This is a genomic window from Cupriavidus sp. LA-1, assembly GCF_055385985.1.
Window position 1 is genome coordinate 1,807,844 of sequence record NZ_AP031387.1, and the last position, 24,743, is coordinate 1,832,586.

The following is a 24,743-nucleotide window of genomic DNA, read 5'->3' on the forward strand; positions in this document are numbered from 1 at the left end:
AAAAAATGACACGGGCTGGACTGAACCCGACCTACCGGAGGGGCAGCCAACCCGTATCGAACAGGAGGATCTTTGACGTGGTAGCGGCCGGCGACAAGATAGCGATACATGCGCCGGCGGCTTGCGGAATCAGCAGCCCAGCTTCGATGCCAGATCTTCGAGGCTGTTGGCGCAGACTTCCCAGTCTTCTTCTTCCGAAAGGTCAATCTCTTGGCCTGGCCCAAGTTCGGTCGGACGGAGAACGAACATCGTTTGCAGGCCGCAAGCGCGTGCGGCATGCAGGTCGTCGTTGTGGGCTGCGACCAACGCAACCTCGTGAGGCTGCAAGCCGAGCACGTTGACCGTTTCGATGTAGGAGGCCGGCTCAGGCTTGTAGGCGCGTGTGACGTCTGCCCCGAGAATGGCGTCCCACGGCAAGCCGGCCCGCTTGGCAAGCTCCACCATCAGCGCGATGTTCCCGTTGGAAAGTGTACCAATGATGAATTTCTTCTTCAGTCGCGTCAGTCCGGCGACAGTATCCGGCCAAGGTTGCAGGCGACGCCAAGCGAAATTCAGGAACTGCTTCTCCGTCTCGGACAGGCCACCGAGGTCGTATTGCTTCAACAGCTTCTCGAGGTTTTCGCGGTGAAGATCGTCCAGGCGCGTGTATGGACGCTCGCCGCTGCGGCACGCCTGCATGGCGGGTTGATATAGCCCACGCCAGTCGTCAGCGAACTTGTAGCCGTCGATTGTCGTGCCGCGCTCGGCAAAGAACGTCTGTACTTCTTTCGCGACGCTTGTGCGCCAGTCTACGACGGTCCCGAAGACGTCGAACACCAGGGCCTTGACTTCTTGCATGTGGTTACTCCGTTGGTTTCTTGCTGGCGATCGAACTGGCCGGCACTTTATAAATCAGGATAGCGGCGATGATCCAGAGGATCGATAGGATGTAGAGTGCCGCATTGGGGCTCTTCGTGACGTCACGCAGGTAACCAACCATATACGGCGCGACAAAGCCCGCCGTCACGCCCAGAGAGTTGATCAGGGCGATCCCGGCGGCAGCCGCTGCGCCTTTGAACATGGCAGTGGGAAGTGTCCAGAAGATCGGGAGAATTGCCATGACAGCGGCGGTGGCCAGCGTCAGCGCAAAGAGCAGCCTGTATGTGTCACTCTGCCAGGCGACGCACAGCAGGAAGCCGGCGGCACCCATGAAACACAGGGCGATCATGTGAAAACGGCGCTCGGCATGCTTATCTGAGTGGCGACCCACCAGCATCATGGTCGGAATGGCCGCTGCATAGGGAATTGCAGAGAGCAGGCCCACGAGGAGCGGGTTCTTGATGCCAGATTCGTTGACGAGTGTGGGCATCCAGAAGAAGACGCCGTACATAGCGCTGACGATCATGAACAGGATTGCGGCAAGGTGCCACGTGCGCAGGCTGCCAAACGCGCTGAGCGCCGACACTGGTGCACCCTTGTGTTGTTCCTTTTCGAGCGCTTCCAGGAGCGTTGCCTTCTCATCGGCAGTCAGCCATTTGGCCTTCTCGATGCGATCGTCTAGGTAGAAGAAAACCACCACGCCAAGCAGGCAGGCCGGTAACCCTTCCAGGAGGAACATCCATTGCCAGCCGGCGAAGGGAGGAGTGTTCGCCATCGAGTTAAGAATCAGACCGGACAACGGGCCGCCCAGCACGCCGGACAGGGGAGCAGCCAGGTAGAACGTCGCCAGAATCGCACCCCGTCGCGACGACGGGTACCAGTGCATGAGGTAATAGATGATGCCCGGAAAGAACCCCGCTTCGGCAACGCCCAGCAAAAATCGAAGGGCGTAGAACGATGTCGGCGAGTGGACGAACAGCATGGCGGCGGACAGCAGGCCCCATGTCACCAGGATTCGTGCAATCCACCTCCTGGCGCCAATGCGATGAAGGATGAGGTTGCTGGGCACCTCAGCCAGTACGTAGCCGAGGAAAAAAATCCCGGCACCCAGGCCGTAGACGGTATCGCTGAACTTCAGGTCCGTCGCCATCTGTAGCTTGGCAAAGCCGACGTTCACGCGATCCAGATAGGCGAATGCATAGCAGACCACCAGGAGTGGTAGCAGGCGCCATGTGGCCTTGCGATAGATGCTCTTGAGATCGGGCCGTGCGTCGGGCAGGGTGTCGGTCGCGGCCGATACGGCTTGAATAGTTTGTGACATTGTCTCCATCCTCCGCCTCGTCGGGCGTTATGTGTGAGGGTTAATCCGATCAGTACATTCTTGCGGGTAGCCTTGGTGCGATGGAAGGCCTTAGTGAATCAATGTTGTTGGTTAGGAGATATGTCGCGGACACGGACAAGCGTCGTCGCGACACGGCAGATCGTGGTCAGGAGGTCTGCGCTGCGCGACGTGCGGCGACGCGCGAGAGGGCGCCCCAATCCAGCCCGCCCTCGCCATGCGCAAGACTATCGATGTGAACGTCCCGCAGGACATTTCCCAGCAGGAGCGGCACATTGGCCTGTTCGGCGGCATCCAGCGCCAGCTTGACATCTTTCAGTCCAAGCGCCAGCTTGAAGCCCGGCGGGTCAAATCGGTCTTCCGCAATAACGCGACCGTAGTTGCGGTAGGCAGCCGCATCGAAGACCGTATTGGTGATCATTTCGATGAAGTCCCTCTTGTCTACCGCGTAGCCTGCCGCAAGGGCGACTGCTTCGCTCATGGCTTCGATGGCGCTGCCGATCATGAAGTTCGCGGCGAGCTTGGCCGCATTGCCCTGTTCTGGGCGGTCGCCGATGTGCCAGGTCCGCTGACCCAACACATCGAAGATGGGGCCTATGGTGGCCAATACCCCCTCGGGGCCGGCTGCGAGGATGTGCAGTTGGCCGGCCTGAGCATTGGGCGGTCGACCCAGTACGGGCGCGGCGACGTAGTGACCATCGTGCTCGGCATGCAACTCTGTCAACTCGCGTGAGAGGGCGACGGAGATCGTCGCCATGTTGATGTGGATCGCGCCCGGGTCCATCTCTGCAATGGCCTCGGAATCGATCAGTGTGGCGCGCGTCGCGAAATCATCGGCAAGCATCGAAACCACCACATCCGCTCCGCGTACGGCACTCGCAGGGCTCTCAGCAGGTTTGCCGCCCTCCAGGCGGAATTTTTCAGTCTGTTCCGGAAAGCGGTCCCAAGCGGTGACCTGATATCCGGCCTTGACGAGATTCGTTGCCATGGGCAAGCCCATCGTGCCGAGCCCGAGAAAGGCAATTTGCATGTTGATTCTCCGACGCCCGAGCTTGAGCGCATTTCTTCCGGAAGGGATGCGCACCCAATCGGGCAAAAAAACAATTTCAACTGGGAATTAAGGCGGCGTTACGTACCCGGTGCCTCTCGGATCCATCCAGGACGTCCTGGAAGAACTGTTCACTACCCATCTGGCCGCCCTTCAGCACAATCTCAAGTCCATCCCGCTCCTGCGAGTTCGACCACGCCCGGCAAATTGGAGCGCCGGGTGACAGCGCGGCCTGGACCGTCAGCGCTTTGATGCCAAGCGCGCTGGTGACCTCGCCGGAGCTATCGCCACCGGCGACGACAATACGGTTGAGGCGAGAGCGATCGCTGCCGTCGAGCAGTCGACGCATTACCTCGGCAAGCGCGTGCCCAATTCGCGTGGCGGCCTCGCGACGTGATCGGCCCGCTTGGCTCGCCATGTCGTCAAAGTTCGCAACCGCCGGGTCGTCGGGGCCTTTCGCGCTGTAAATGATCGGGCTGACACTGCGGGAGATGGCTCCGAGCGCGGCGGAGACGGCTTTCTCGATTTCAGAGTCAGCGCGGCTGTTATCCAGGATGGCGGCCACGTCGAGCCTGACGGTCTTGAAGCCGTTGCGCTCAGCCCACTCAAGTTGTCTGCCCGTCACCGGGGAGCAGCTTCCACTTACACCAGCGATGACACCGACGGGCGCTGCTGCGGGTTGGTCATGGTGAACTGGAAGCCAACCGCGCTGCCGCCAGTAAGCAGCTAGTGCATACTGGAGCCCCGAAGACGAAGCAGTGAATGTGCCTTGTCCACGGCGGTCCCAAACCAGCTTGCCGGCGGCGACCAACGACGCATCATCCATGACATCGATGAACACGGCGGGAACGTCTTTGGATTGCCAGGGTTCTCTCGTTTCGGTGTCTTGGGCGAGCTGTACCACGTCAATAAGAGCAATCTCGCGATCGGTTTGCTTGGCCAGGTGCCGACGTAGATCGGACTCGCCCATCGGCGTGACGGGATGGCGCGACATCGTGGGGTGGCGGTCCAGCCGGAAGCACTGGCCGTCCACGGCGGCAAAGAGGTTGCCGAAGACTTGGTATCGTTTCAGACGCGGGGCGCCCACGATAAGGGGAACCCAGGTTCCTCCAACGACACGCGCGCCGATGTCGATGGCCTTCCCAATCGAACCGATATCCGGGGAGGAATCGAATGTCGAACAGACCTTGTAGTGGAGGAGGGGAGCACCTAGGTTCCACAGCATCTGGAATGCCTTTGGCAGTGCTTCCTCCATCCATGCCACGTCTTTTCCTCGCGACGCGCCTGCCAGGCCAACACACTTGACGTGCGGAAAGCGCGCCAGCATGTCAGCCGTGGGTTCCTCCAGGAACAGCATGGTCGGGATGCCCGCGGCTGTCATCGCGTCCATCGCGTCGGTCGACCCAGTGAAGTCGTCACCATAGAACGCGAGCAGTAACCCGTCAGGAAGGCTCGAAGGCGCCACGGCTGTCATTTCCAGAACTCCAGCGCTTGTGCGAGGGGGCGGCTGGTTTTCGCCCGCTCGTTCAGCGGTACTCCAGCCATCGCAGCGACCCAAGATTCGCGCATGGCCTCGACGCCTGCGCCGACGCCGCCCGGATGTGCAAAGATGCCGCCTCCTGCAGTGTGGATCAGGTCCGCGCAGCCGAGGGCTGAATAGGTGTCGGCAGCCTGAAGCCCGGTCTGCCCAGAGCTGAAGACCGGCATGGCCGTCATCGGTGCATCGGGCACGACGGGCGCCAACACCGATTTGGCCGCGGCAATAACGCTGTCGTCCGCTTCGCTGAACTTGTTGCGCAGCCCGTTGACATGGAGGTGATCGGCCCCCGCAAGACGCCAGATTTTCTGCCAGGGCGAGTAATCCCAGCCGAGCGCGGGACTGCGCGTGAGGTAACCCCAACCTGCTCTGTGAGCATGGATCGGAAGTTGGGAGTGCTTGCGCAATTCCTGGAGTCCGATAATTCCAATCGAGTTGAGGCAGACCATCACGCAGGTGCCACCCGCGGCCAACACGTGGTCGTGCCGGCGCTTCATCTGATCGAGGTCGCCCGTCAGATTGAACGCGACCATGGCCTTGCGGCCGTTCCGTTGAGCGGCGGCGTTGACGACCTGCATCACGGCTGTTACGCGTTGGTCAAAGGGGCAATAGCCACCGTCAGCCTGCAACTCGTCATCCTTGATGAAGTCGATGCCGCCCTCGACAAGCTGTTGCACTTGCTGAGCGGTCTCCTCGACGCTCAATCCAACGCTCGGCTTGATGATCGTGCCAATCAGGGGGCCGGTGGAAACGCCGGCCAGCTTCCGTGTGCCTTCGATGCCGAAAGCCGGCCCCGGATAGGCGGTCGCAAATGCATGAGGCAATTGCAGATCCAGGATCCGCAGGCCCGACACCTGCTTGAGCTCAAACAGGTTGCCGGCAATGGTCGACATTAGGTTGGGCAGGGAAGGTCCCAGGTTCTCGAGCGGCCACGAGATCGTGAGGTGGCAGCGCCGGTACTGAGCGGATTTCATCCCTCCCGGCAGGCTGGGCGAGCTGACTGTCTCCAGTGTTTCCAGCGCTTCGACGCGCGCGCCCGAACGTTCTTTCAGTTCGGCGGTTTCCGTGGGCAAAGCTACGAAGGTGCCGCTGGATTGCTCACCGGCAATGACCTCGGCGGCGCGTGCGGGGTCGTCGCCCGTTTCGAGCCAGTATTTGACATAAATTCGATCGCCCACGGTTTCTCCTGTGCTGTAGTGGGGAAGGCGTCGGCCGACGTCGGCCGGGCCTTGGCTGTTCGAAGGAGGAATCAGGTGATGCGGCGAATGCTGTCGGCGATCTCGTCGCGATCGAAGACGTTCAGCCAGTCGTCTCGCATGAGACGGGGCTTGCCGAATTCGATCGCCTTGTTGCACGCGTCAGAGAAGGCGCCAGGAATTTCGTTGAAGATCACCGCGCCCAAAATGTTCATATGGCCCAGGAGGAAGTCACGTGCGGCATCCTTTGGCACTCCACGGCGAACGGTTTCGTCCATCGCCTCACGCATGACCTGCAGCAGGGTTGCGCAGATCGTTTCCGAAAGGCCTGGTTCCAGGATTGCCATTTGCTCCACGGTCAGCCGGTAGGAGCGCAGGATCGGCGCGTAGATGACCTTGGCGACGGCCTCTCCGAGATCGAAGGCGGATTCGGGGCCTTGCATCAACGCGCTCGTGATGGACTGCTTCGCCGCACCGCCGCCGAAGTAGTCACGGCGGGCTTCCGGTTCTGTCTCGTCGTTGTAGATCGGTGGATGGCAGGGGTGAGCGACGAAATAGGTCAGATCGGGCCGATCGGGGAGATGGCCCGCGAAAGGCGCGGCCGCGTCGAGCGTCATCACCATGGTGCCGGGCTTCAGTTGCGGCGCGATCTGCGCTGCGACCTTGCCGATCACCGTGTCGGGGATGGCAAGGATCACGACGTCGGCGTTGTCCAGCGCTTCCTCCGTGCTGACGCACGTAACTCCCAGCTCATCGCGCAGACGGCGCTGGCCCACATCGCTCACTTCGACGTGGCTGACGCGATAGTCTGACTTGAGGAGGTTCTTTGCCAGGCGTACGCCCATCTTTCCGCCTGCGCCGAACAGTGCAATCTTCTCTTTCATTCAAAGTCTCCAAGCGCCTTGCGGCTTTAGTGTCGCGACCGTGCGGTCACGGAAGTTCCAGGGCCGAGATCTCAACGCAACGCAGAACTGGCCTACTGATATAATGGTATGATGAGTATGCCAGTACGCCAAGGGCTTCCGTTTGCTCGTAAACCCTACGCAGGGAGCTGAAATGAAAAACGCCTCTTCATGGAGAGGCGTTCGAGATTCAAAAGGCGGAAGAAAGGCGCTTTACGTCACGTCGACGGAATCACCCTTGAGCGACTTATAGAGCGAATTGGCCCGGCTCAAGTGATCGTGCATCGCCTGCGCGGCTGCATCGCCATCGCGGCGGGCCACTGCATCGACGACTCGCTGATGTTCTTCCAAGGTCAGGCTTTCCACGCCGGGTGCGCGGACGATACCGCGGTAGTATTCGCGGGCCCACTCGAAAAGAGCCTGGACGATTGCCGGGAAAATGGGATTGCCACTGATCCTGGCGAGTTCCTGATGGAACTGCATGTCCTTGGTCAGAAATTCCTCGGGGTTGTCCTTCACGTTCCGCTGGGCTTCCAGACGGCCTTGCAGGCTGCGCACGTCGTCCTCGGAGGCATTCTGGGCGGCAAGGCGGGCGAGCCCGCATTCCAGGAACAGGCGCGCGTCCTTGAGATGTGCGAGCGAATTGGGGCTAGACCGCAAAAGGTGCTGCGCACCGGCGCCAATCTGTCGAATCAAATGATCGGCAGTCGGGATGACCACCCGTGCGCGTTCACCATGTGCGATCTCGATGATCCCGGCCCGTTCGAGAGACTGCAGGGCCTCACGAATCGCCGGTCTGCCGACTCCATAGTGCTCCATGAGATCCCGCTCGGCAGGAAGCTGTTCGCCTGGCGCGATCTCGCCACTACGGATCCTCTCGCTCAAGCGTTCGAGCACATCTTCGAACAGACGTCTTCGCTGGATTGGCTCTGCACTCGCCATGAAAGTCCTTGGTCTAACCTGTTATGTCATCACACCACTGAATGACATGATATCAGCTTAGTTCCGGCAAGCTAGTCAACTTGCATGGGTGGGCAAGCCGTCCCGAGAACGGGAGCGGCGTGTCTGATCAAGCTCAGCGAAGGTTATACAAGGCGGCTCGCCCAGCATACGAATCGATGTCGCCGAGGTCCTCCTCAATGCGCAGGAGCTGGTTGTACTTGGCGATACGGTCCGAACGCGACAGTGAACCGGTCTTGATCTGGCCGGCATTGGTACCGACGGCGATATCGGCAATGGTGCTGTCTTCGGTTTCGCCCGAACGATGCGAGATCACGGCAGTGTAGCCAGCGCGCTTGGCCATCTCGATGGCGGCGAACGTCTCGGTCAGCGTGCCGATCTGGTTGATCTTGATCAGAATCGAGTTACCGATGCCGCGCTCGATGCCTACCTTCAGGATCTTGGTGTTGGTCACGAACAGGTCGTCGCCCACCAACTGCACGCGCTTGCCGAGCTTGTCAGTCAGCGTCTTCCAGCCGTCCCAGTCGCCTTCGGCCATGCCGTCCTCGATCGACACGATCGGGAACTTGTCGCACAGGTTGGCCAGGTAGTCGGCGAATTGCGTCGACGACAGCTTCAGGCCCTCGCCCTCCAGCGCGTACACGTCTTCGGCTTCGTGGTAGAACTCGCTGGCAGCGCAGTCCAGCGCCAGCAGCACGTCTTCACCGACCTTGTAGCCGGCCTTCTCGACGGCCTGCACGATCGTGTTCAGGCACTCCTCGTTCGACGAGAAGTTCGGCGCAAAGCCACCTTCGTCGCCCACTGCCGTCGACATGCCCTTGTCGGCCAGGATCTTCTTGAGCGCGTGGAACACTTCGGCGCCGCAACGCAGCGCTTCACGGAAGCTGGTCTGCGACACGGGCATGATCATGAATTCCTGGATGTCCAGGCTGTTGTTGGCGTGCGCGCCGCCGTTGACGATGTTCATCATCGGCACCGGCATCTGCATCGCGCCCGAACCGCCGAAATAGCGGTACAGCGGCAGCCCGGCTTCCTCGGCGGCGGCCTTGGCCACGGCCATCGACACGGCCAGCATGGCGTTGGCGCCCAGGCGGCCCTTGTTCTCGGTGCCGTCGAGCTCGATCAGCGTGCGGTCCAGGAAAGCCTGCTCGGAGGCGTCCAGACCGAGCACCGCTTCGGAGATCTCGGCATTGATGTGCTCGACGGCGTTTTGAACTCCCTTGCCCAGATAGCGCGACTTGTCGCCGTCACGCAGTTCGATGGCTTCGCGCGAGCCGGTCGATGCCCCCGAAGGTACGGAGGCTCGGCCCATCACGCCCGATTCGAGCAGCACGTCGCACTCGACAGTGGGATTGCCGCGCGAGTCCAGTACCTCGCGACCGATGATATCTACGATTGCACTCATTGTTCGTGAAAGAAAGCGTTAAGGGTCAGTCGCCGGAGTCTGCCAGCGGGCATACCGGCTACATGGAATCACTGGCAGGCTTGATTGGGTGCCTGCCAGTCCGTGGACGACCTTGGCTACTGTTCCTTGGGAGGAAACACAAGTCTGAGGAGGTTGGTGGAGCCGGGCGTACCGAAGGGCATGCCAGCGACGATGGCGAAGGGACGCGATTCGGGCGCAAAGCCCTCAATACGCGCCACGTCCGTCGCATTGGCCACCATGTCCTCGACACTCTCGGCATCCTTGCCGTGCACGGCATGCACGCCCCACACCACCGCCAGGCGTCGCGCGGTTTCGATCTTCGGCGTCATGCCTACGATCGGCACGTTCGGGCGCTCGTGCGCCACCCGCAGCGCGCTCGCGCCCGACAGCGTGTACGTCACGCAGGCCGACAGCGCCAGCGTATCGGCCACCGTACGAATCGCCGCACCAATGGCGTCCGGCGCGTCAGCGTGCCGCGTGGCCGAGATCGCACCCATCGTGTCGCGTTGCAGCCGGTCCCGCTCGGTGTTGCGGATGATCCGCGACATCATCTGCACCGCTTCGACCGGATAGTCGCCGCTGGCCGACTCGGCCGACAGCATCACCGCGTCCACGCCGTCGTACACGGCCGTCGCGACATCCGAAGCTTCGGCCCGGGTAGGCGCCGGCGATCCCACCATCGACTCCAGCATCTGCGTGGCCACCACGATCGGCTTGCCAGCCTCGCGGCACAGCCGCGTCAGCCGCTTCTGGATCGTCGGTACCTCCTCCGGCGGCATCTCCACACCCAGGTCGCCACGGGCGACCATGATGGCGTCCGCCGCCGCGACGATCGCCGCGATGTCGGTGAGGGCGGCCGGCTTCTCGATCTTGGCCATGATCCCGACGCTCTTGCCGACGATCTTTCGCAGCTCTTCAATGTCCTGGGCAGACTGGACGAAGGACAGCGCTACCCAGTCCACCCCGAGCGTCATCCCGAACGCCAGGTCCCGGTGGTCCTTCTCGGTCAGCGCCGACAGGCGCAAGGCGCAATCCGGCACGTTCACGCCCTTGCGGTCAGATACCTTGCCCCCGGTCTCGACCACGGTCTCCGCGTAGTCGGGGCCGCACGAGGTCACGCGCAGCCGCACCCGGCCGTCGTCGATCAGCAGCGCATTGCCCGGCGACAGTGCCTCGAAGATCTCCGGATGAGGCAGATGCGCGACCTGCCAGTTACCGACCACCGGTGCGAGCTGCAGCCGAAACGGCTGGCCGGCGATGAGCTTGACCGGCCCGTCGGCGAACGTGCCAAGGCGCAGCTTGGGGCCCTGCAGATCCAGCAGCACGCCAATGGGGCGCCCGGCGATCGACTCAATCTCGCGGATCAGGCGCAGTCGGTTCGCGTGATCCTCGTGGGTGCCGTGGCTGAAGTTCAGGCGGAAGGTGTCCGCCCCCGCCTGGAACAGCTTAAGGATCACTTCGGGGCTCGATGACGCCGGCCCCAGTGTTGCCAAAACCTTCGTATGGCGCTCGCGCCGCTGACTCATGTCTTTCTCCAATGAACCTAGTGTTCTCGGCCTTAACGGCCTTCTCCGGCTTTAAAACCGATCCCGGACAAACTGTGTCCCGGGAAGTGAGGCCTTGGGTTTAATGGTATAGTCATCATACCATTAGACTACACGGCGGGGCCGAGAGAATTGCATCGAGCGGAGGTGCGCACGCCGAGCGGGCGAACCGGGGCCAAACGAGCGGTTTCGGACCCTATGGGAACGGTGGCACTGCAGGTCGATGCTTTCTCTCACGGCCGCCAGTGCCGTGACAGAAGCTTCAAGCGTTCAGCTCACCTGATTGACAGGATTGCCAGAGACGAAAGCCTCGATGTTGTCTACGAGTTGGTCGGCGAGACCTTGGGTCGCCTCGTCGCTTGCCCACGCCACGTGTGGCGTGAGAATGAAGTTGGGTCGCGACAACAGTTCGTTGAAGGGATGACCTGGCGGTGGCGGCTCGACGCTTACGACGTCAAATCCCGCTCCTGAGATATGACCCGCATCCAGGGCAGGCCCGACTGCAGCCTCTTCCACCAAGCCGCCACGTGCCGTGTTGATCAGCATCGGTTTGCGTGCCATCAAGGCGAACTCCTTGGGACCGATCAGTCCGCGCGTGTCCGGCGTGAGCGGGCAGTGGAGCGTGATGATGTCGGACTGGGCAAGTACGTCCTCGAAAGGGGTGTAAAGCGGCCCCATGTCATTGCGGCCCTTGTACGTCGAGAAGAGGACTTTCATGCCTAGAGCGCGACCCATGTCCGCGGCGGCGCGGCCGAGCACACCATCTCCGATGACGCCGAGTGTCGAGCCGGCGAGATCGCGGATGGGGTAGTCGAAGAAGCAGAATTGGCCAGATTCTTGCCAACGGCCATGGCGTACAGCATCTTGATATGCGCAGATGCTGCGACGCAGAGCAAAAATCAGGGCGAACGTGTGTTCAGGGACCGTGTGAATCGCGTAGTTGCGGATATTGCTCACGACAATGCCGCGGGCGGTGCAGGCTTTCACATCGACGTTGTCCGTGCCGGTTGCCGCGACGGCAACCAGTTTCAGGCGCGGCGCCTCTGCGATCGCGGCTTCCGTAAGCTTCGACTTGTTCAGAATGACGATGTCAGCGTCGGTGATGCGTGAAGGGACGTCCTGGGGATCCGTCCGCTCAAACACTGTGAGCTCATGAGGGAACTGCGGCGTACGAAGCTTGGTTTGCGGCGGCAGGGTAGCGCTGTCGAGAAAGACGATTTTCATGATTACTGAACTCCAGTGGTTTCAAGCAGACGCTGAGCTTCGAGAACCACTGCGTCAGACGTGATATTGAAATGGCGATAGAGAGCATCCGCAGGGCCGGGGGACCCAAAGCCCTTCATCCCAACAAAGCCGCCGTCTATGCCGAGATACTGATCCCAGCCGAAACGCACGGCAGCTTCGATACCGATACGTACGCTCGCCTTGCCAAGAACGCTCGATCGGTAGGCTTCGTCCTGCTGGTTGAACAGTTCCCAGCATGGCATCGACACGACTGCGGTGCCGACACGGCGCGATTCGAGTTCCTTCCGAGCCTGGAGCGCGATACAGACTTCGGATCCGGTTGCGAGAAGCGTGACCTTTCGGCTTCCGCACTGAGCCTCGGCCAGAACGTAGGCGCCCTTGCGGCTGAGATTCTCGGACGTTTGGGCCTGGCGTACGCGCGGGAGCGACTGACGAGCAAAGATGAGGCTGGCCGGGCCACGGCGATGTTCCATGGCGATCTCCCAGCACTCTGCAGCTTCGCTTGCGTCGGCGGGCCGCATGACGAGCATGTTGGGCATGGCGCGCAGAGAGGCGAGGATTTCCACTGGCTGATGCGTCGGTCCGTTCTTGCCAATCCCAATCGAATCGTGACTGAAGACGAATTTCACCGGCAACCCCATGAGCGCCGCCATGCGCATGGCCGGGCGTTCGTAGTCGGAGAACGCCAAATAGGTGACGCTGAGCGGGACAATGCCGCCGTGCGCAGCCATGCCGTTAGCCATCGCCCCCATCAGGTGCTCACGGACTCCGCAGTGGACGTAGGCCCCCGCGCGGTTCGTCGCGGTGAACGCTGCCAGTGGACCCTTGTGCCCGGTGGGCGCCTCCAGGTCGGCGCAGCCGACCACTCGTTCGGGAATCACCTCGGCAAGGGCTTTGTTGATTGCAGCGGAAATCTGAATGCCGCCGGGAAATTCGTCCACTTCGAAGCTGTTGCGTTTGAAGTTGTGCAGGACGGTTTCCCAGCCCTGGGGAAGATCCCCTCGCATGACGCGTTCGAACTCAGCCCGCTTGCTGGCGGGCAGCGCTGCAACCCGCGCTTCCCAAGCCTCATGCTCGTGATGTCCGCGCTGACCAAACGAGCGCCAGCGCGAGAGGATGTCAGCCGGTACCTCGAATTGACCGTGTGGCCAGTTCAGGAACTCGCGTGCTGCCTTGGCGTCGTCTTCGTAAAGACGAGCGCTGTGGCCGCCACGTTGTCCTTGCACACGTGGAATGCCACGACCAATGATGGTGCGGCACGCGATCATCGAAGGACGCGGGTCGGCATTCGCGAGATCCAGCGCCTCGGATACTTCGGCAATGTTATGGCCGTCCACCTCGATGACCTGCCAACCGGCTACGCGGAAACGTTCCGCAACGTCCTCGCTGATGGACAGTTCGGTTTTGCCGTCGTCGGTGATCTGGTTGTCGTCCCACAGCAGGGTGAGCTTCGAAAGCTTGAGATGGCCGGCCAACGAAATCATTTCCTGACCGATGCCTTCCTGGAGACAGCCATCGCCCACGAAGGCAAATGTGCGGTGGTTGACCAGACCATCGCCAAAGCGAGCGTTGAGGTAGGCTTCGGCGACGGCCATGCCAAACGCATTCGCGATGCCTTGACCCAACGGGCCGGTGGTCACCTCAATGCCCAGCTTCGGAGCGTATTCCGGATGCCCGGCGCAGTGCGAGCCAAAATCCCGGAAGGTCTTGATTTGGTCCAGCGAGATGTGCTCGTAGCCGCTCAGATAGAGCAGCGAGTACAGCAGCATCGAGCCGTGTCCATTGGACAGCACGACGCGATCGCGGTCCCACCACGTGGGCGCCGAGGGATTGAATTTCAGTTGGCGCGCATAGAGCGCCGTGGCGATTTCGGCCATGCCCAGCGGCACGCCCTGATGGCCTTCCGTCGCGCGAACGATGGCGTCGATGGACAAAAAGCGAATGGCATGCGCGAGGGGCTGTAGTTCATGTGCGGTCATGGCATGAGGCACGCCGAGCTATTTGGCTCGGCCGCTTGTCTCCGTTGTTGTTGGCAGAAGAGGACTTCATTCTTTGCGACAGTCCTGCCGGAGACAAGCGATGAAAATTCAGGGTTAATTGAAACTGAGTCAACTATCCCAGAAGACCGGGTCGTGATGGCTCACCAGTCGATGGGCCTTTGGCTCTCCTCTCGGAGCCATTTGAGGAAGCTCACGACTTCCGGCCGGGTGGCGTGCCGGGCCGGGTACACCACAAAATGCTGGACAATCTCAATGCCAAGTTCATCTTCGAACACCCGACGAAGTCGGCCGTTATTCAAGTGCTCGCCGGCTAGTTGTGTGCTTTCCAGCGCAACGCCGAGCCCTTGCACCGCGGCGTCGATGCTCATCATGGAGCGGTCAAAGCGGAGCGGAACTCGCTCTCCGCGAAGCTCGGGTGCGTATTTTCCGAACCATTCCGGCCATTGAACAAGGCTGACGCGCGATTGAATAAGGGGGGCTTGGGCGAGGTCGGCAGGCCTTTCGAGGCGGTGACTTGTCAGAAAGTCCGGGCTCGCGAGGGGCACAACGCACTCCGAAAAGACTGGCTCGACTTCCAGATCCGGCCAGTTGGGCAAGCCATATCGAATGTCGATGTCGACCTGGCCGATCTGGAAATCGGAATGCTCAGGGGAGGCCGACAGGCCAAGCGAGATCTTTGGGTGCCTTTTGGCAAAAGTGGCGATCCGCGGCATGAGCCAAAGGCTTGCAAAGCTGGGACTCGAATGGATGTACAAGGCGTCTTCGACGCCGTGGCGAAGATCCTCGGTCGCCGAGTTGATTGCTCCCAGCGCTCCTGCTACGCGGTCCAGATAGCTTTGACCTGCCGGCGTCAACACGACGCCGCGTGTCGAGCGCTCGAACAGTCGCAGTCCTATCAGCTTCTCGAGTCGCGCGACCTGATGACTGATGGCCGATGGCGTCAAATGCAGTTCGGCTGCGGCAAGAGCGAAACTTTTGCGACGCGCGATGGCTTCGAATGCTAGCAGGGATGTTAGCGGGGGGATCATATGGATGCCGGACAGGGCTTGGTTGGTGCGTTGCAACATGCATGCACGTCAAGAACGCGTGAGATTTTATCGTTTGCCCCTCAATTCGAGGTATTCCAGAATCGGCGTTTCCAGTTGGCGCAACCATGAGATTGCCCTCCGGGGGCTCTGCCTTCACCGTGACAACACGCGCCGCTTGCCCACAACCACTTTCTGAAGTTCGCCATGATCGACCCGCGAGAGTTCCTGCAGCAGTTGTTTGACGCCGCCGTGCAAAAGGCTCAGCCCGCCGCCGTGCTCGGCGAGTATCTCCCCGAGCCCCCGCGCGGACGTACGCTTGTGATCGGGGCGGGGAAGGCCAGTGGCGCGATGGCGCAAAGCTTCGAGCAGCAGTGGCCTGCCTCTGCGCCGCTCGAAGGGCTTGTGATTACCCGCTACGGGCATACCCCGCCGCGTGCTCCGCATGTCCTGCAGCGAATCGAGGTTGTAGAGGCGTCCCATCCCGTCCCCGATGAGGCGGGGCGTGCAGCGGCATCGCGGATGCTAGAGATGGTCCAGGGGCTCAGCGAGGATGATCTGGTTGTCTGCCTCATCTCCGGCGGCGGCTCGTCGTTGCTGACCTTGCCTGCACCGGGGTTGGAATTTTCAGAGAAGCAGCGCATCAATCGAGAGTTGCTGGTTTCTGGCGCGAACATTTCCGAAATGAACTGCGTCAGGAAGCACCTCTCTTCAATCAAGGGCGGCAGACTTGCGGCCGCCTGCGCCCCGGCCAAAGTCGTCACGCTGGCGATCAGCGACGTCCCTGGCGATGACGTCTCGATTATTGCCAGCGGCCCGACCGTGCCAGACGAAAGCACCTGCGCCGATGCGCTCGCCATTCTCCAGCGCTACGGGATCGAACTCCCTCCCAAAGTACTGGCTGCGCTTGAGGCAGGCGATTTGGAGACGCCGAAGCCAGGGAGTGCATGCTTTGAGGGCAACGAGGTCCGTTTGATTGCCACGCCGCAGCGATCGCTTGAAGCCGCTGCCGAGGCAGCCATCTCCGCAGGCGTGCGCGCCTACATCTTGTCGGACGAAATCGAAGGCGAATCGCGCGACGTGGGGAAAGTCCACGCGGCGATGGCGCGTGCGATCGTGCACCGGGATCAGCCGTTCCAGCGTCCCTGCGTCATCTTGTCGGGCGGCGAGACGACGGTCACGGTACAACCAGCGAAGCCCGTTGTGGCCAAAGGACGAGGGGGCCGGGCCGGCGAGTTCTGCATGGGGTTGGCCCAGGCACTGCAGGGATGCCCAGGGGTATGGGCGCTGGCTGCTGATACGGATGGCATCGACGGGGTCGAGGACAATGCCGGCGCTTTCGTGGCGCCGGACACATTGACGCGCGCGAATGCGGTGGGATGCAAGATCACGGATCACCTACAGCGAAATGATGCCTACGGATACTTCAGTGCGATCGGCGATCTGCTCATCACTGGACCGACGCATACCAATGTCAACGACTTCCGCGCCATCTACATCGCTTGACGGTCGAAGCAACTACCGCCGCCCTGCGGGGCTAGAATCCGTGCGAACGGCGGGTCAGATTCATTTGTCGATATTCAGGCTCGGGCTTTCCGCCAGTGCCTCCATGAGCCAATTGCGGAACAGGCGCATCTTCGGGAGTCGCGCGCGGCTGGACAGATAGTTGAGGCTGTGGCATTCCAGTCGCGGTCCTTCTGACCCAAAGGGCAGGATGAGGCTGCCCGATGCCAGTTGCCGCTCTACCAGCAGCATGCTCTCGAGGCACACGCCAAGGCTGTCAATCGCCGCGAAAATCGACATGAAGGAGCGGTCGAATCGCAATCCGCGATCGAGATTCAGGCTGACGCCTGGATGATCGGCCTGCCAGTCCCGCCATGTGTATCGATTCACTTCAGAATGAATCAGCATCTGGTGCGACAGATCCGAGGGACTCTTGAGCCCACCTTTGCCGTCGCCGAGGTTCGGCGAGCACAGCGCAACGATGGGCTCTGGGGGGAACATCTCCGTTTCGATGCCAGCTCGGGCCAGCCCAGCCCCATACCGGATATCGAAGTCCACGGTGCCGTCTTCGAGGTCGACGGGATCGTTGGAAGCCGTCACCCGTACGTCTACGTCGGGATTCGCTGTACTGAATCGCGCGATGCGTGGCATCAGCCATTGAGCACCCAGACTAGGCACGACGTGCACGTTGATCAGATCGCTCTTGCCCAGGCGAGAGATCTGATGCACACCCGATTCAATTCGTCCGAAAGCATCCCCGACATCGCGCGCGAATCGCCGGCCGGCATCCGTCAGTACGACAGTGCGGTGAACACGATGAAAAAGTTGGATGTTCAGCGATTTTTCCAAATCCCTGATTCGGTGGCTGACTGCGGAAGGCGTCAAATGGAGCTCTTCCGCCGCACGGATAAACGAGCCCAGCCGAGAGGCGGCCTCAAATGCTTGAAGGGTGGATAGCGGAGGGATCTTGCGCACGGCGAATATAAGCGGGTTTCTTCAGAACCTTCTTTTAATGTGCCATTGCTCTCGAAGTCAAGCGAACGTTTCCGCTGGCTCACCTTACTCGGGTAAACGATGAATTGGAGGCGCGTATCAAGCTGCAGGGAGGTCTCCTTCCCCGGCGCGAACGCTGTTGATAAATGAATCAATGAGCACTTAAACGGTGTGGCGAACGTTATTTCTCTGCTGGCGGCCGACGATCGGTGAATGCCAGTCACTGATCAGCCTTTTTAATTCGCTTGACCGCATCATTGCGCGAAACCAATATAGATGCACCACGGCGGCAAGACCGTAGAAAACAAATCGGTTGCGTTTATCTTCAAATGCGGCCACGGAGACCGAGATGATCGAATTTCGGGCGCATTTTTGTTCGTCGCGGGTTTCCGTGCGGATTATTAATGGGCTTTTCCTTCATGGATCATTTTCCGGTTTTCTTCCGAGTCGCCGCGCATTAGTCGTGGTCGACATTTATTCCAAAGTTCCGTTGTCCCGCATTTGAGGAAATGACAATGAATAGTCCCACGCAGAGCGAATCGCTGAAGCGACGCGCTAAGAATATCCGGCGGCTAGCCCTGATGATGGGTGAAGTGCAGGGCCAGGGTTATGTCGGCCAGGCGCTCGGCATTGCTGACGTCCTGGCCGTAGCCTATGGCCATGCGATGACGTACCGGTCCGAAGATCCCACGTGGGAAGGCCGTGACCGGTTCCTCTTGTCGCACGGTCACTACGCGATCGCCCATTACGCTGCGCTGATCGACGCGGGCATCATCCCGGAAGCAGAGCTCGAAACCTATGGCGGCGACGATAGTCGCCTGCCGATGTCGGGCATGGCCACCTATACCCCGGGCATGGAGATTTCCGGCGGTTCGCTCGGCCAAGGTCTGACGATTGCTGTCGGCATGGCGCTCGGGCTCAAGCTCAAGCGCAGCTCGGCATTCATCTACAACTCCATGTCGGATGGCGAGCTCGACGAGGGCTCGACCTGGGAGGCCGCGATGTCGGCCGCGCACCATCAGCTATCGAATCTGATCTGCCTGGTGGACATCAACAATCAGCAAGCAGACGGTCCCTCGACCAGCATTCTCGGCTTCGAGCCGCTTGCCGACAAATGGGCCTCGTTCGGCTGGCATGTTCAGCGCGCGAATGGCAACGACATCCTGGCTGTGCAGGACGCGTTCGACGCTGCCCGTGAACTGAATGATCCGGTACCGCGCGTCATTCTCTTCGACACGCTGATGGGTAAGGGAGTGCCCTTCCTGGAGCAGCGTACCAAGAACCATTTCATTCGCGTGGAGCAGGAAGAGTGGCAGCAGGCCCTCGCGATGCTGGACGCAAGCGACAAGGAATAATCATGAGTGAAGCTCAAAACGGAAAGAAGCCGCGCCTGACCACTTCGGCGATGATCGCCTCGATCGCCGAAGAGGGCCAAAGGACAACGGCCGCGCCGTTCGGCAACGCCCTTGCAAAGTTGGCCGCCGAGCGTCCGGAAATCGTGGGCGCCACGGCCGACCTGGCAAAGTACACGGACCTCCATATCTTTGCGCAAGCCTATCCGGAGCGATTCTTCCAGATGGGCATGGCGGAGCAGTTGCTGTTCGGCGCTGCAGGCGGTCTCGCGAAGGAAGGGTTCATCCCCTTCGTGACCACTTACGCGGCCTTTGCGACCCGACGCGCCTACGATTTCATTCATCAGGTCATCGCTGAGGAGAACCTGAACGTCAAGATGGCGTGTGCACTGCCGGGTCTTACCTCGGGTTACGGGCCGAGCCACCAGGCTACCGAGGACATGGCTATCCTTCGCGGCGTACCGGGCCTGGTCATCATCGATCCGTGCGATGCCCTGGAAATCGAGCAGGCCGTGCCAGCGATGGCCAATCACAATGGTCCGGCCTACCTGCGGCTGCTCCGCGGCAAGGTGCCGCTCGTCCTCGATGAGTACGACTATCAGTTCGAGATCGGCAAGGCCAAGCTCCTGCGTGATGGAGCAGAAGTTCTGGTCATCTCGTCGGGTCTCATGACCATGCGCGCGCTTGAGGCCGCCAACGAACTGCAGAAAGACGGCATCGGCGTGGCAGTGCTGCATTGTGGCACCGTCAAGCCGCTCGACGAGACCGCGATCATTGCTGAGGCATCGCGCCCCGGCCGGCTGGTGGTCGTTGCCGAGAATCATACGGTCGTGGGTGGCCTCGGCGAAGCCGTGGCCGGTGTGTTGATGCGTGCCAGCGTGCGTTCGGAGTTCCGCCAGATCGCTCTGCCTGACGCCTTCCTGGATGCTGGTGCGTTGCCAACGCTCCATGACCGTTACGGCATCTCGAAGCAGGCCGTGTGCAATTCCATCAAGGAGTGGCTGAAATGAGCGCAACGAAGGTAGGCCTGGTCGGGCTTGGAGCTATGGGCCGCGGTGCGGCGACGAACTTGATCGCCAAAGGCCGCGAGCTGGTGGCCTATGACGTCGTACCGGAAATGCGTGCGTGGCTCACGGAGCGTGGCGGACAGTTCGCCGCCTCCTTGACCGAGCTCGGTTCGAGCTGCGATCTGATCGTCTGCCTGGTGGTCAACGACGTGCAGACCGAACAGGTCCTCTTTGGCGAGGGCGGACTTGTTGGCGCGATGCGGCCTGGTTCGGTGTTCGTTGCATGTAGCACGATGTCGCCTGCATACGTCAGCCGACTCGGCGAGCGTCTTCACGAACATTCCATCACGCTGGTCGACGCGCCCGTCACGGGCGGCGCGGCTGGCGCCGCCGCGGGAACCCTGACAATCATGGCCGCGGGTCCGACAGACGCGTTCGAGTGCGCAAAGCCTGCCCTGCAGGCCTTTGGTTCGCGCGTCTATCACGTCGGCGAAAAGCCGGGCGCCGGCGCGCAACTGAAGGTCATCAATCAGCTTCTGTGCGGTGTACATCTTGCCGCTGCGGGCGAAGCCATTGCATTGGCGCGCCGGCAAGGACTGCCGCTCGACATCACGCTGGAAGTCCTGCGCAGCGGCGCCGCCAATTCATGGATGCTTGGCGATCGTGGCCCGCGCATGGTGACGGAAGCGTTCGACAACGTCACCTCCGCCGTGGACATCTTCGTGAAGGACATGAGTCTGGTGCTCGAAGCCGCGAAGGACTCGAAGTTTGCCGCGCCCCTGTCCAGCGCGGCCTTCAACGCCTTTCTAGCCGTCAGTGGCCAGGGCAAGGGACGTTGGGATGACTCTGCTGTTATGTGCCACTACGCGGTTGAGCCATTTGCCGGTGCGCAGCCGCTCCCTTCAAAGGAAAAGAAATGACTGAAGTTACCAGCCACTACGCCGATCTGGATGAAGTGACCCTGCACTACCTGAAGGCGGGCGAAGGGTTTCCGGTGGTACTGCTCCATGGCATTCCGCAGACTTCCCATGAATGGCGCTATGTCATTCCCGAGTTGGCCAAGAAATACCTGGTAATCGCTCCCGACCTGCGGGGCCTGGGCGACTCGTCACGTCCCGCCAGCGGCTATGACAAGAAGACGGTCGCCAACGATGTGTGGCAACTGCTGCAGAAGCTCAACATCAAGGAATTCTTTCTGGTCGGTCACGACTGGGGTGGTCCCACGGCCTTCTCGCTGGCCGCGCAGCATCCGGAAGCCGTGCGCAAGCTGGCGATCCTGGACGTTGCGATTCCGGGCGACGGTCACGACTTCTCGCAGAACGGTCGCCGCTGGCACCACGCCCTGTTCCGGACGCCGGACTTTCCGGAGGTGCTGTTCCAGGACCGCGAACATCTGATTATCAACTGGCTGTTCGAGAACTATGGTCACCGTCCGACTTGCATCTCCGAAGAGGACAAGAAGGAGTATCTGCGCACGTACACCAAGCCTGGTGCGATGCGGGCGATGTATTCGTTCTATCGTGCATTGCCCCAGGACGCTGCTGACAACAGCGCGATGATCTCGGCGAACGGCAAGCTCAAGATGCCGGTTCTCGCCTTGGGTGGCAGCAAGAGCTTCGGGCGTGGCATGGACACGGTCGAGTCGGTGAAGCGTGTGGCAGAAGACGTCCGCGGCGGCCTGATCCCCGATTGCGGCCACTGGGTCACCGAGGAGCAACCTGAATTCATTACGGAGCAACTGCTGACGTTCTTTGGCGGCGACTGAGACCACGGAAACTTGGCCCAGATCTGATAGATAAAACGAAGGAGACAACATGATCAATACCACCCGTCGCAGGCTCGTGCTTACGGGAGCAGGGGCACTCGGGGCTTCTGTGGCTTTCCCCGGACTCGTTTTCGGTCAAGCGAAGTTCAAGCTGAAGTGCGCGAACATCATGCCGGTCGATCATCCCTTGAACGTGCGCCTGCGAGAAGCAAGCGCAAAGATCAAGGAGCAGACCAATGGCGAGGTTGACATCCAGGTCTTCCCAGCCAGCCAGCTTGGCACCGACTCGGACATGCTAGCGCAACTGCGGGCGGGCGGTATTGACTACTTCGTGCAAACAGGTCTGGTGCTCGCGACACTAGTTCCTGTGGCGTCCATCAATGGCATTGGTTTCGCCTTCTCTGACTACAGCAAAGTCTGGGCGGCGATGGACGGTGCTTTGGGCAAGCACGTGATCAACGCCTTTAGCAAGGCGAACCTGATCGCGTTTGACAAGATGTGGGACAACGGCTTCCGGCAGACCTTGTCGTCGGCCAAGCCAATTCGTACACCTGAAGATATCAAGGCATTCAAGATCCGCGTTCCTCCGAGCCCGCTTTGGACATCCATGTTCAAGTCCATCGGCGCTTCGCCGGTGTCGATTCCGTGGGGCGAAACGTACTCTGCGCTGCAGACCAAGGTCGCGGATGGTCTCGAGAATCCTTTGGCCGGCATCTATTTCGCGAAGATGTACGAAGTTGGTAAGTACATTTCGAATACCAACCATATGTGGGATGGATTCTGGATGGTGGCCAACAAGCGTTCGTTCGAAGCCATGCCTGCGGCGACCCGCGACATCGTCACGAAGGTCATGAACGAAGGCGCCTTGAAGCAGCGCGCCGATGTCGAGAAGCTGAACAAGGACCTGCGCGCCGACCTGACCGCCAAGGGCATCCAGTTCTCCGAGGTGGATGGCAACGCGTTCCGGGCGAAGCTGCAGCAGTCCGGCTTTTACGCCGAGTGGCGCAAGCGCATGGGCGACGAGGCCTGGGGATTGCTTGAAGCCACGACCGGCAAGCTTGCCTAACTGCGGATTGGAGTTTGCGATGGATACACTGTCATCGACCGTCCCGATGGGGCGCCGAACCCTGACGGATGCGTGTGAAGGAGCTTTGCTGCGTTGCGTGGAAATTGTCGCGTCGATCATCCTTGTGGCCGAGATCGCGATTCTGTTCACGGGCGTGGTGGCGCGCTACGTACTCAACACTCCGATCACGTGGTCTGATGAACTGGCCTCGATCCTGTTTGTCTGGCTGTCGATGCTCGGTGCATCCATCGCTTTCCAGCGCGGGCAGCATATGCGCATGACGGCGCTGGTCAGCCTGGCCAGTCCGAGCCGGAAAGCGCTTCTGGAAACCGTGGCGCTTGCAGTTCCGCTCGCATTCATGGTGGCCATCATGCACCCGGCCGTCGACTACGCGCTCGAAGAGAGCATTGTCACCACGCCGGCGCTTGAAATCTCCATGCTTTGGCGTGCAGCGGCTTTGCCGACGGGCATTGGCCTCATGATCGTTTTCGCAGCGTTCCGCATCTTGAGGGAGCGCATGTTCAAGAACGTGTTGGCCGCCGCTGCGATCGCCGTGGTGATCTACGCGTTGCTCGTGGTGGCGAAGCCGGTGTTCGAGGGCCTGGGAAACTGGAACCTTTTGATTTTCTTCGTCGGGATGATCGGAACGGGCGTCGCCCTCGGCGTGCCCATTGCCTTCGTCTTTGCGCTGTCGGCGCTGACCTACGTCTTTACGTCGACGCCAACGCCGCCGATCGTCCTTGCCGGCCGCATAGACGAAGGGATGAGTCATTTGATCCTCTTGGCGGTGCCCCTGTTCGTCTTTCTCGGCCTACAGATTGAAGCGAACGGAATGGCGCGCGCCATGGTCGGCTTTCTTGCCACCCTCCTGGGGCATGTGCGCGGCGGTCTGTCGTATGTGCTGGTCGGCGCGATGTATCTCGTTTCGGGTATCTCCGGATCGAAGACGGCCGACATGGCTGCAGTGGCGCCCGCGCTGTTCCCGGAAATGCAGAAGCGCGGAGCCAAGCCTGGCGATCTTGTTGCACTACTCGCAGCGACTGGCGCACAGACGGAAACGATTCCGCCCAGCATCGTGCTCATCACGATCGGATCTGTTACAGGGGTGTCCATTTCGGCCCTGTTCACCGGTGGCCTTCTGCCGGGCGTGGTGCTTGGGGTGACGCTTTGCTCCGTTGTGTGGTGGCGCTACCGTCATGAGGACCTCTCCTCAGTAAAGCGAACGAACAAGGGCGAGATTGGCAAGGCGTTCGTCGTGGCGTTCCCGGCGTTGGCGCTGCCGTTCGTGATCCGCTCCGCCGTGGTCGAGGGTATGGCGACCGCGACAGAGGTGTCGACAATCGGCATCATCTACTCGCTAGTGGTCGGCCTGCTGGTGTACCGGTTCTTTGATATCAAGCGCATGGGCCGGATGCTGGTGGAAACGGCGTCTCTGTCGGGGGCCATCCTCTTTATCATCGGCGCCGCCACGGCAGTTGCCTGGGCGCTCACCCAGTCTGGGTTTTCCAAAGATCTGGCCACGCTGATGCATACCTTGCCCGGTGGCGCGGCGATGTTCATGGCGGTATCCATCATCGCCTTTGTCATCCTCGGGAGTGTCCTGGAGGGCATCCCTGCAATTGTCCTGTTTGCGCCACTGGTGTTCCCGATTGCGCGTGAAGTGGGCGTGAACGAGGTTCACTATGCGATGGTGGTCGTGCTGGCCATGGGCCTTGGCCTGTTCATGCCTCCGGTTGGCGTCGGGTACTACGCCGCTTGCGCCGTTGGGCGGGTCGATCCGAGTGCCGGTTTGCGTCCAATCTGGGGCTACATGATCGCTCTTTTCGTGGGTCTCGTTCTGGTTGCGATGATCCCGTGGCTGTCGATCGGCTTCCTTTGAGTTGAGCGGACGTTTGGCCCGTGGGCCTCCATCATTACGGTGGAGGCTCTTTTTTGTCTCCTAGACGTTCGTCAGGTTGATCAACCGAGCCTCGCGTT

At 60.9% G+C, this 24,743-nt stretch carries 20 protein-coding genes; 7 read left to right on the plus strand and 13 right to left on the minus strand.

Translation table 11 applies throughout. The features are described from left to right. Positions 1 to 129: 129 nt before the first annotated feature. From ACZ5MJ_RS08545 to ACZ5MJ_RS08600, 12 genes are all read right to left on the minus strand, one after another. Positions 130 to 837 (minus strand): haloacid dehalogenase type II, encoded by a 708-nt coding sequence (locus tag ACZ5MJ_RS08545; RefSeq protein WP_464223404.1) that lies wholly within the window; start codon positions 835 to 837, stop codon positions 130 to 132. Positions 838 to 841: 4 nt separating this feature from the next. Next, positions 842 to 2,179 (minus strand): MFS transporter, encoded by a 1,338-nt coding sequence (locus tag ACZ5MJ_RS08550; protein WP_464223405.1) that lies wholly within the window; start codon positions 2,177 to 2,179, stop codon positions 842 to 844. A gap of 166 nt (positions 2,180 to 2,345) precedes the next feature. Next, entirely contained in the window at positions 2,346 to 3,281 is a 936-nt protein-coding gene (locus ACZ5MJ_RS08555) for an NAD(P)-dependent oxidoreductase (protein ID WP_464223683.1), read from the minus strand. Positions 3,282 to 3,303: 22 nt separating this feature from the next. Continuing rightward, on the minus strand, positions 3,304 to 4,719 hold the full coding sequence (gene oiaK, locus ACZ5MJ_RS08560; protein ID WP_464223406.1) for a 3-oxo-isoapionate kinase OiaK: 1,416 nt from the start codon (positions 4,717 to 4,719) through the stop codon (positions 3,304 to 3,306). Further along, a complete protein-coding gene (locus ACZ5MJ_RS08565) occupies positions 4,716 to 5,960 on the minus strand; it encodes a ribulose-bisphosphate carboxylase large subunit family protein (RefSeq protein ID WP_464223407.1) in 1,245 nt (414 codons plus the stop codon). Before ACZ5MJ_RS08565 ends, oiaK begins: the two co-directional genes overlap by 4 nt. Positions 5,961 to 6,031: 71 nt before the next feature. Next, a complete protein-coding gene (locus ACZ5MJ_RS08570; RefSeq protein ID WP_464223408.1) occupies positions 6,032 to 6,862 on the minus strand; it encodes a phosphogluconate dehydrogenase C-terminal domain-containing protein in 831 nt (276 codons plus the stop codon). 231 nt (positions 6,863 to 7,093) lie between these two features. Continuing rightward, positions 7,094 to 7,822, minus strand: a complete 729-nt coding sequence (locus ACZ5MJ_RS08575) for a transcriptional regulator NanR (RefSeq protein WP_464223409.1) — start codon at positions 7,820 to 7,822, stop codon at positions 7,094 to 7,096. Positions 7,823 to 7,955: 133 nt separating this feature from the next. Further along, on the minus strand, positions 7,956 to 9,245 hold the full coding sequence (gene eno / locus ACZ5MJ_RS08580; protein WP_464223410.1) for a phosphopyruvate hydratase: 1,290 nt from the start codon (positions 9,243 to 9,245) through the stop codon (positions 7,956 to 7,958). 116 nt (positions 9,246 to 9,361) lie between these two features. Then, a complete protein-coding gene (gene pyk, locus ACZ5MJ_RS08585; RefSeq protein ID WP_464223412.1) occupies positions 9,362 to 10,792 on the minus strand; it encodes a pyruvate kinase in 1,431 nt (476 codons plus the stop codon). 288 nt (positions 10,793 to 11,080) lie between these two features. Then, positions 11,081 to 12,034, minus strand: coding sequence for a D-2-hydroxyacid dehydrogenase (locus ACZ5MJ_RS08590; RefSeq protein ID WP_464223413.1), 954 nt, complete (start codon positions 12,032 to 12,034; stop codon positions 11,081 to 11,083). Positions 12,035 to 12,036: 2 nt separating this feature from the next. Beyond that, positions 12,037 to 14,034 carry a transketolase gene (gene tkt, locus ACZ5MJ_RS08595; protein WP_464223415.1) on the minus strand — a complete coding sequence of 666 codons (1,998 nt, stop codon included), beginning with the start codon at positions 14,032 to 14,034 and terminating at the stop codon, positions 12,037 to 12,039. A 161-nt stretch (positions 14,035 to 14,195) separates the two neighbouring features. Then, entirely contained in the window at positions 14,196 to 15,083 is an 888-nt protein-coding gene (locus ACZ5MJ_RS08600; protein ID WP_464223684.1) for a LysR substrate-binding domain-containing protein, read from the minus strand. A 204-nt stretch (positions 15,084 to 15,287) separates the two neighbouring features. Here ACZ5MJ_RS08600 and ACZ5MJ_RS08605 point away from each other — a divergent pair, with 204 nt between their 5' ends. Continuing rightward, positions 15,288 to 16,586, plus strand: coding sequence for a glycerate kinase type-2 family protein (locus ACZ5MJ_RS08605; RefSeq protein WP_464223417.1), 1,299 nt, complete (start codon positions 15,288 to 15,290; stop codon positions 16,584 to 16,586). A 60-nt stretch (positions 16,587 to 16,646) separates the two neighbouring features. On the opposite strand, the gene ACZ5MJ_RS08610 is transcribed toward ACZ5MJ_RS08605, so the two are convergent. Next, positions 16,647 to 17,558, minus strand: a complete 912-nt coding sequence (locus tag ACZ5MJ_RS08610) for a LysR substrate-binding domain-containing protein (RefSeq protein WP_464223418.1) — start codon at positions 17,556 to 17,558, stop codon at positions 16,647 to 16,649. A gap of 533 nt (positions 17,559 to 18,091) precedes the next feature. On the opposite strand from ACZ5MJ_RS08610, the gene ACZ5MJ_RS08615 reads away from it, so the two are divergent. The 6 genes from ACZ5MJ_RS08615 to ACZ5MJ_RS08640 are packed head-to-tail and all read left to right on the plus strand — an operon-like array spanning position 18,092 to position 24,645. Further along, on the plus strand, positions 18,092 to 18,931 hold the full coding sequence (locus ACZ5MJ_RS08615) for a transketolase (protein ID WP_464223419.1): 840 nt from the start codon (positions 18,092 to 18,094) through the stop codon (positions 18,929 to 18,931). Between the two features lie 2 nt (positions 18,932 to 18,933). Then, on the plus strand, positions 18,934 to 19,938 hold the full coding sequence (locus tag ACZ5MJ_RS08620; RefSeq protein ID WP_464223420.1) for a transketolase family protein: 1,005 nt from the start codon (positions 18,934 to 18,936) through the stop codon (positions 19,936 to 19,938). Further along, positions 19,935 to 20,855: an NAD(P)-dependent oxidoreductase gene (locus ACZ5MJ_RS08625; RefSeq protein WP_464223421.1), complete on the plus strand. Its 921-nt coding sequence runs from the start codon at positions 19,935 to 19,937 to the stop codon at positions 20,853 to 20,855. The genes ACZ5MJ_RS08620 and ACZ5MJ_RS08625 overlap by 4 nt, the downstream gene beginning before the upstream one ends. Continuing rightward, positions 20,852 to 21,700 (plus strand): alpha/beta fold hydrolase, encoded by an 849-nt coding sequence (locus ACZ5MJ_RS08630; protein ID WP_464223423.1) that lies wholly within the window; start codon positions 20,852 to 20,854, stop codon positions 21,698 to 21,700. Before ACZ5MJ_RS08625 ends, ACZ5MJ_RS08630 begins: the two co-directional genes overlap by 4 nt. A gap of 49 nt (positions 21,701 to 21,749) precedes the next feature. Then, positions 21,750 to 22,766 (plus strand): TRAP transporter substrate-binding protein, encoded by a 1,017-nt coding sequence (locus ACZ5MJ_RS08635; protein ID WP_464223424.1) that lies wholly within the window; start codon positions 21,750 to 21,752, stop codon positions 22,764 to 22,766. Positions 22,767 to 22,785: 19 nt separating this feature from the next. After that, entirely contained in the window at positions 22,786 to 24,645 is a 1,860-nt protein-coding gene (locus tag ACZ5MJ_RS08640; protein ID WP_464223426.1) for a TRAP transporter large permease, read from the plus strand. Positions 24,646 to 24,743 lie beyond the last annotated feature (98 nt).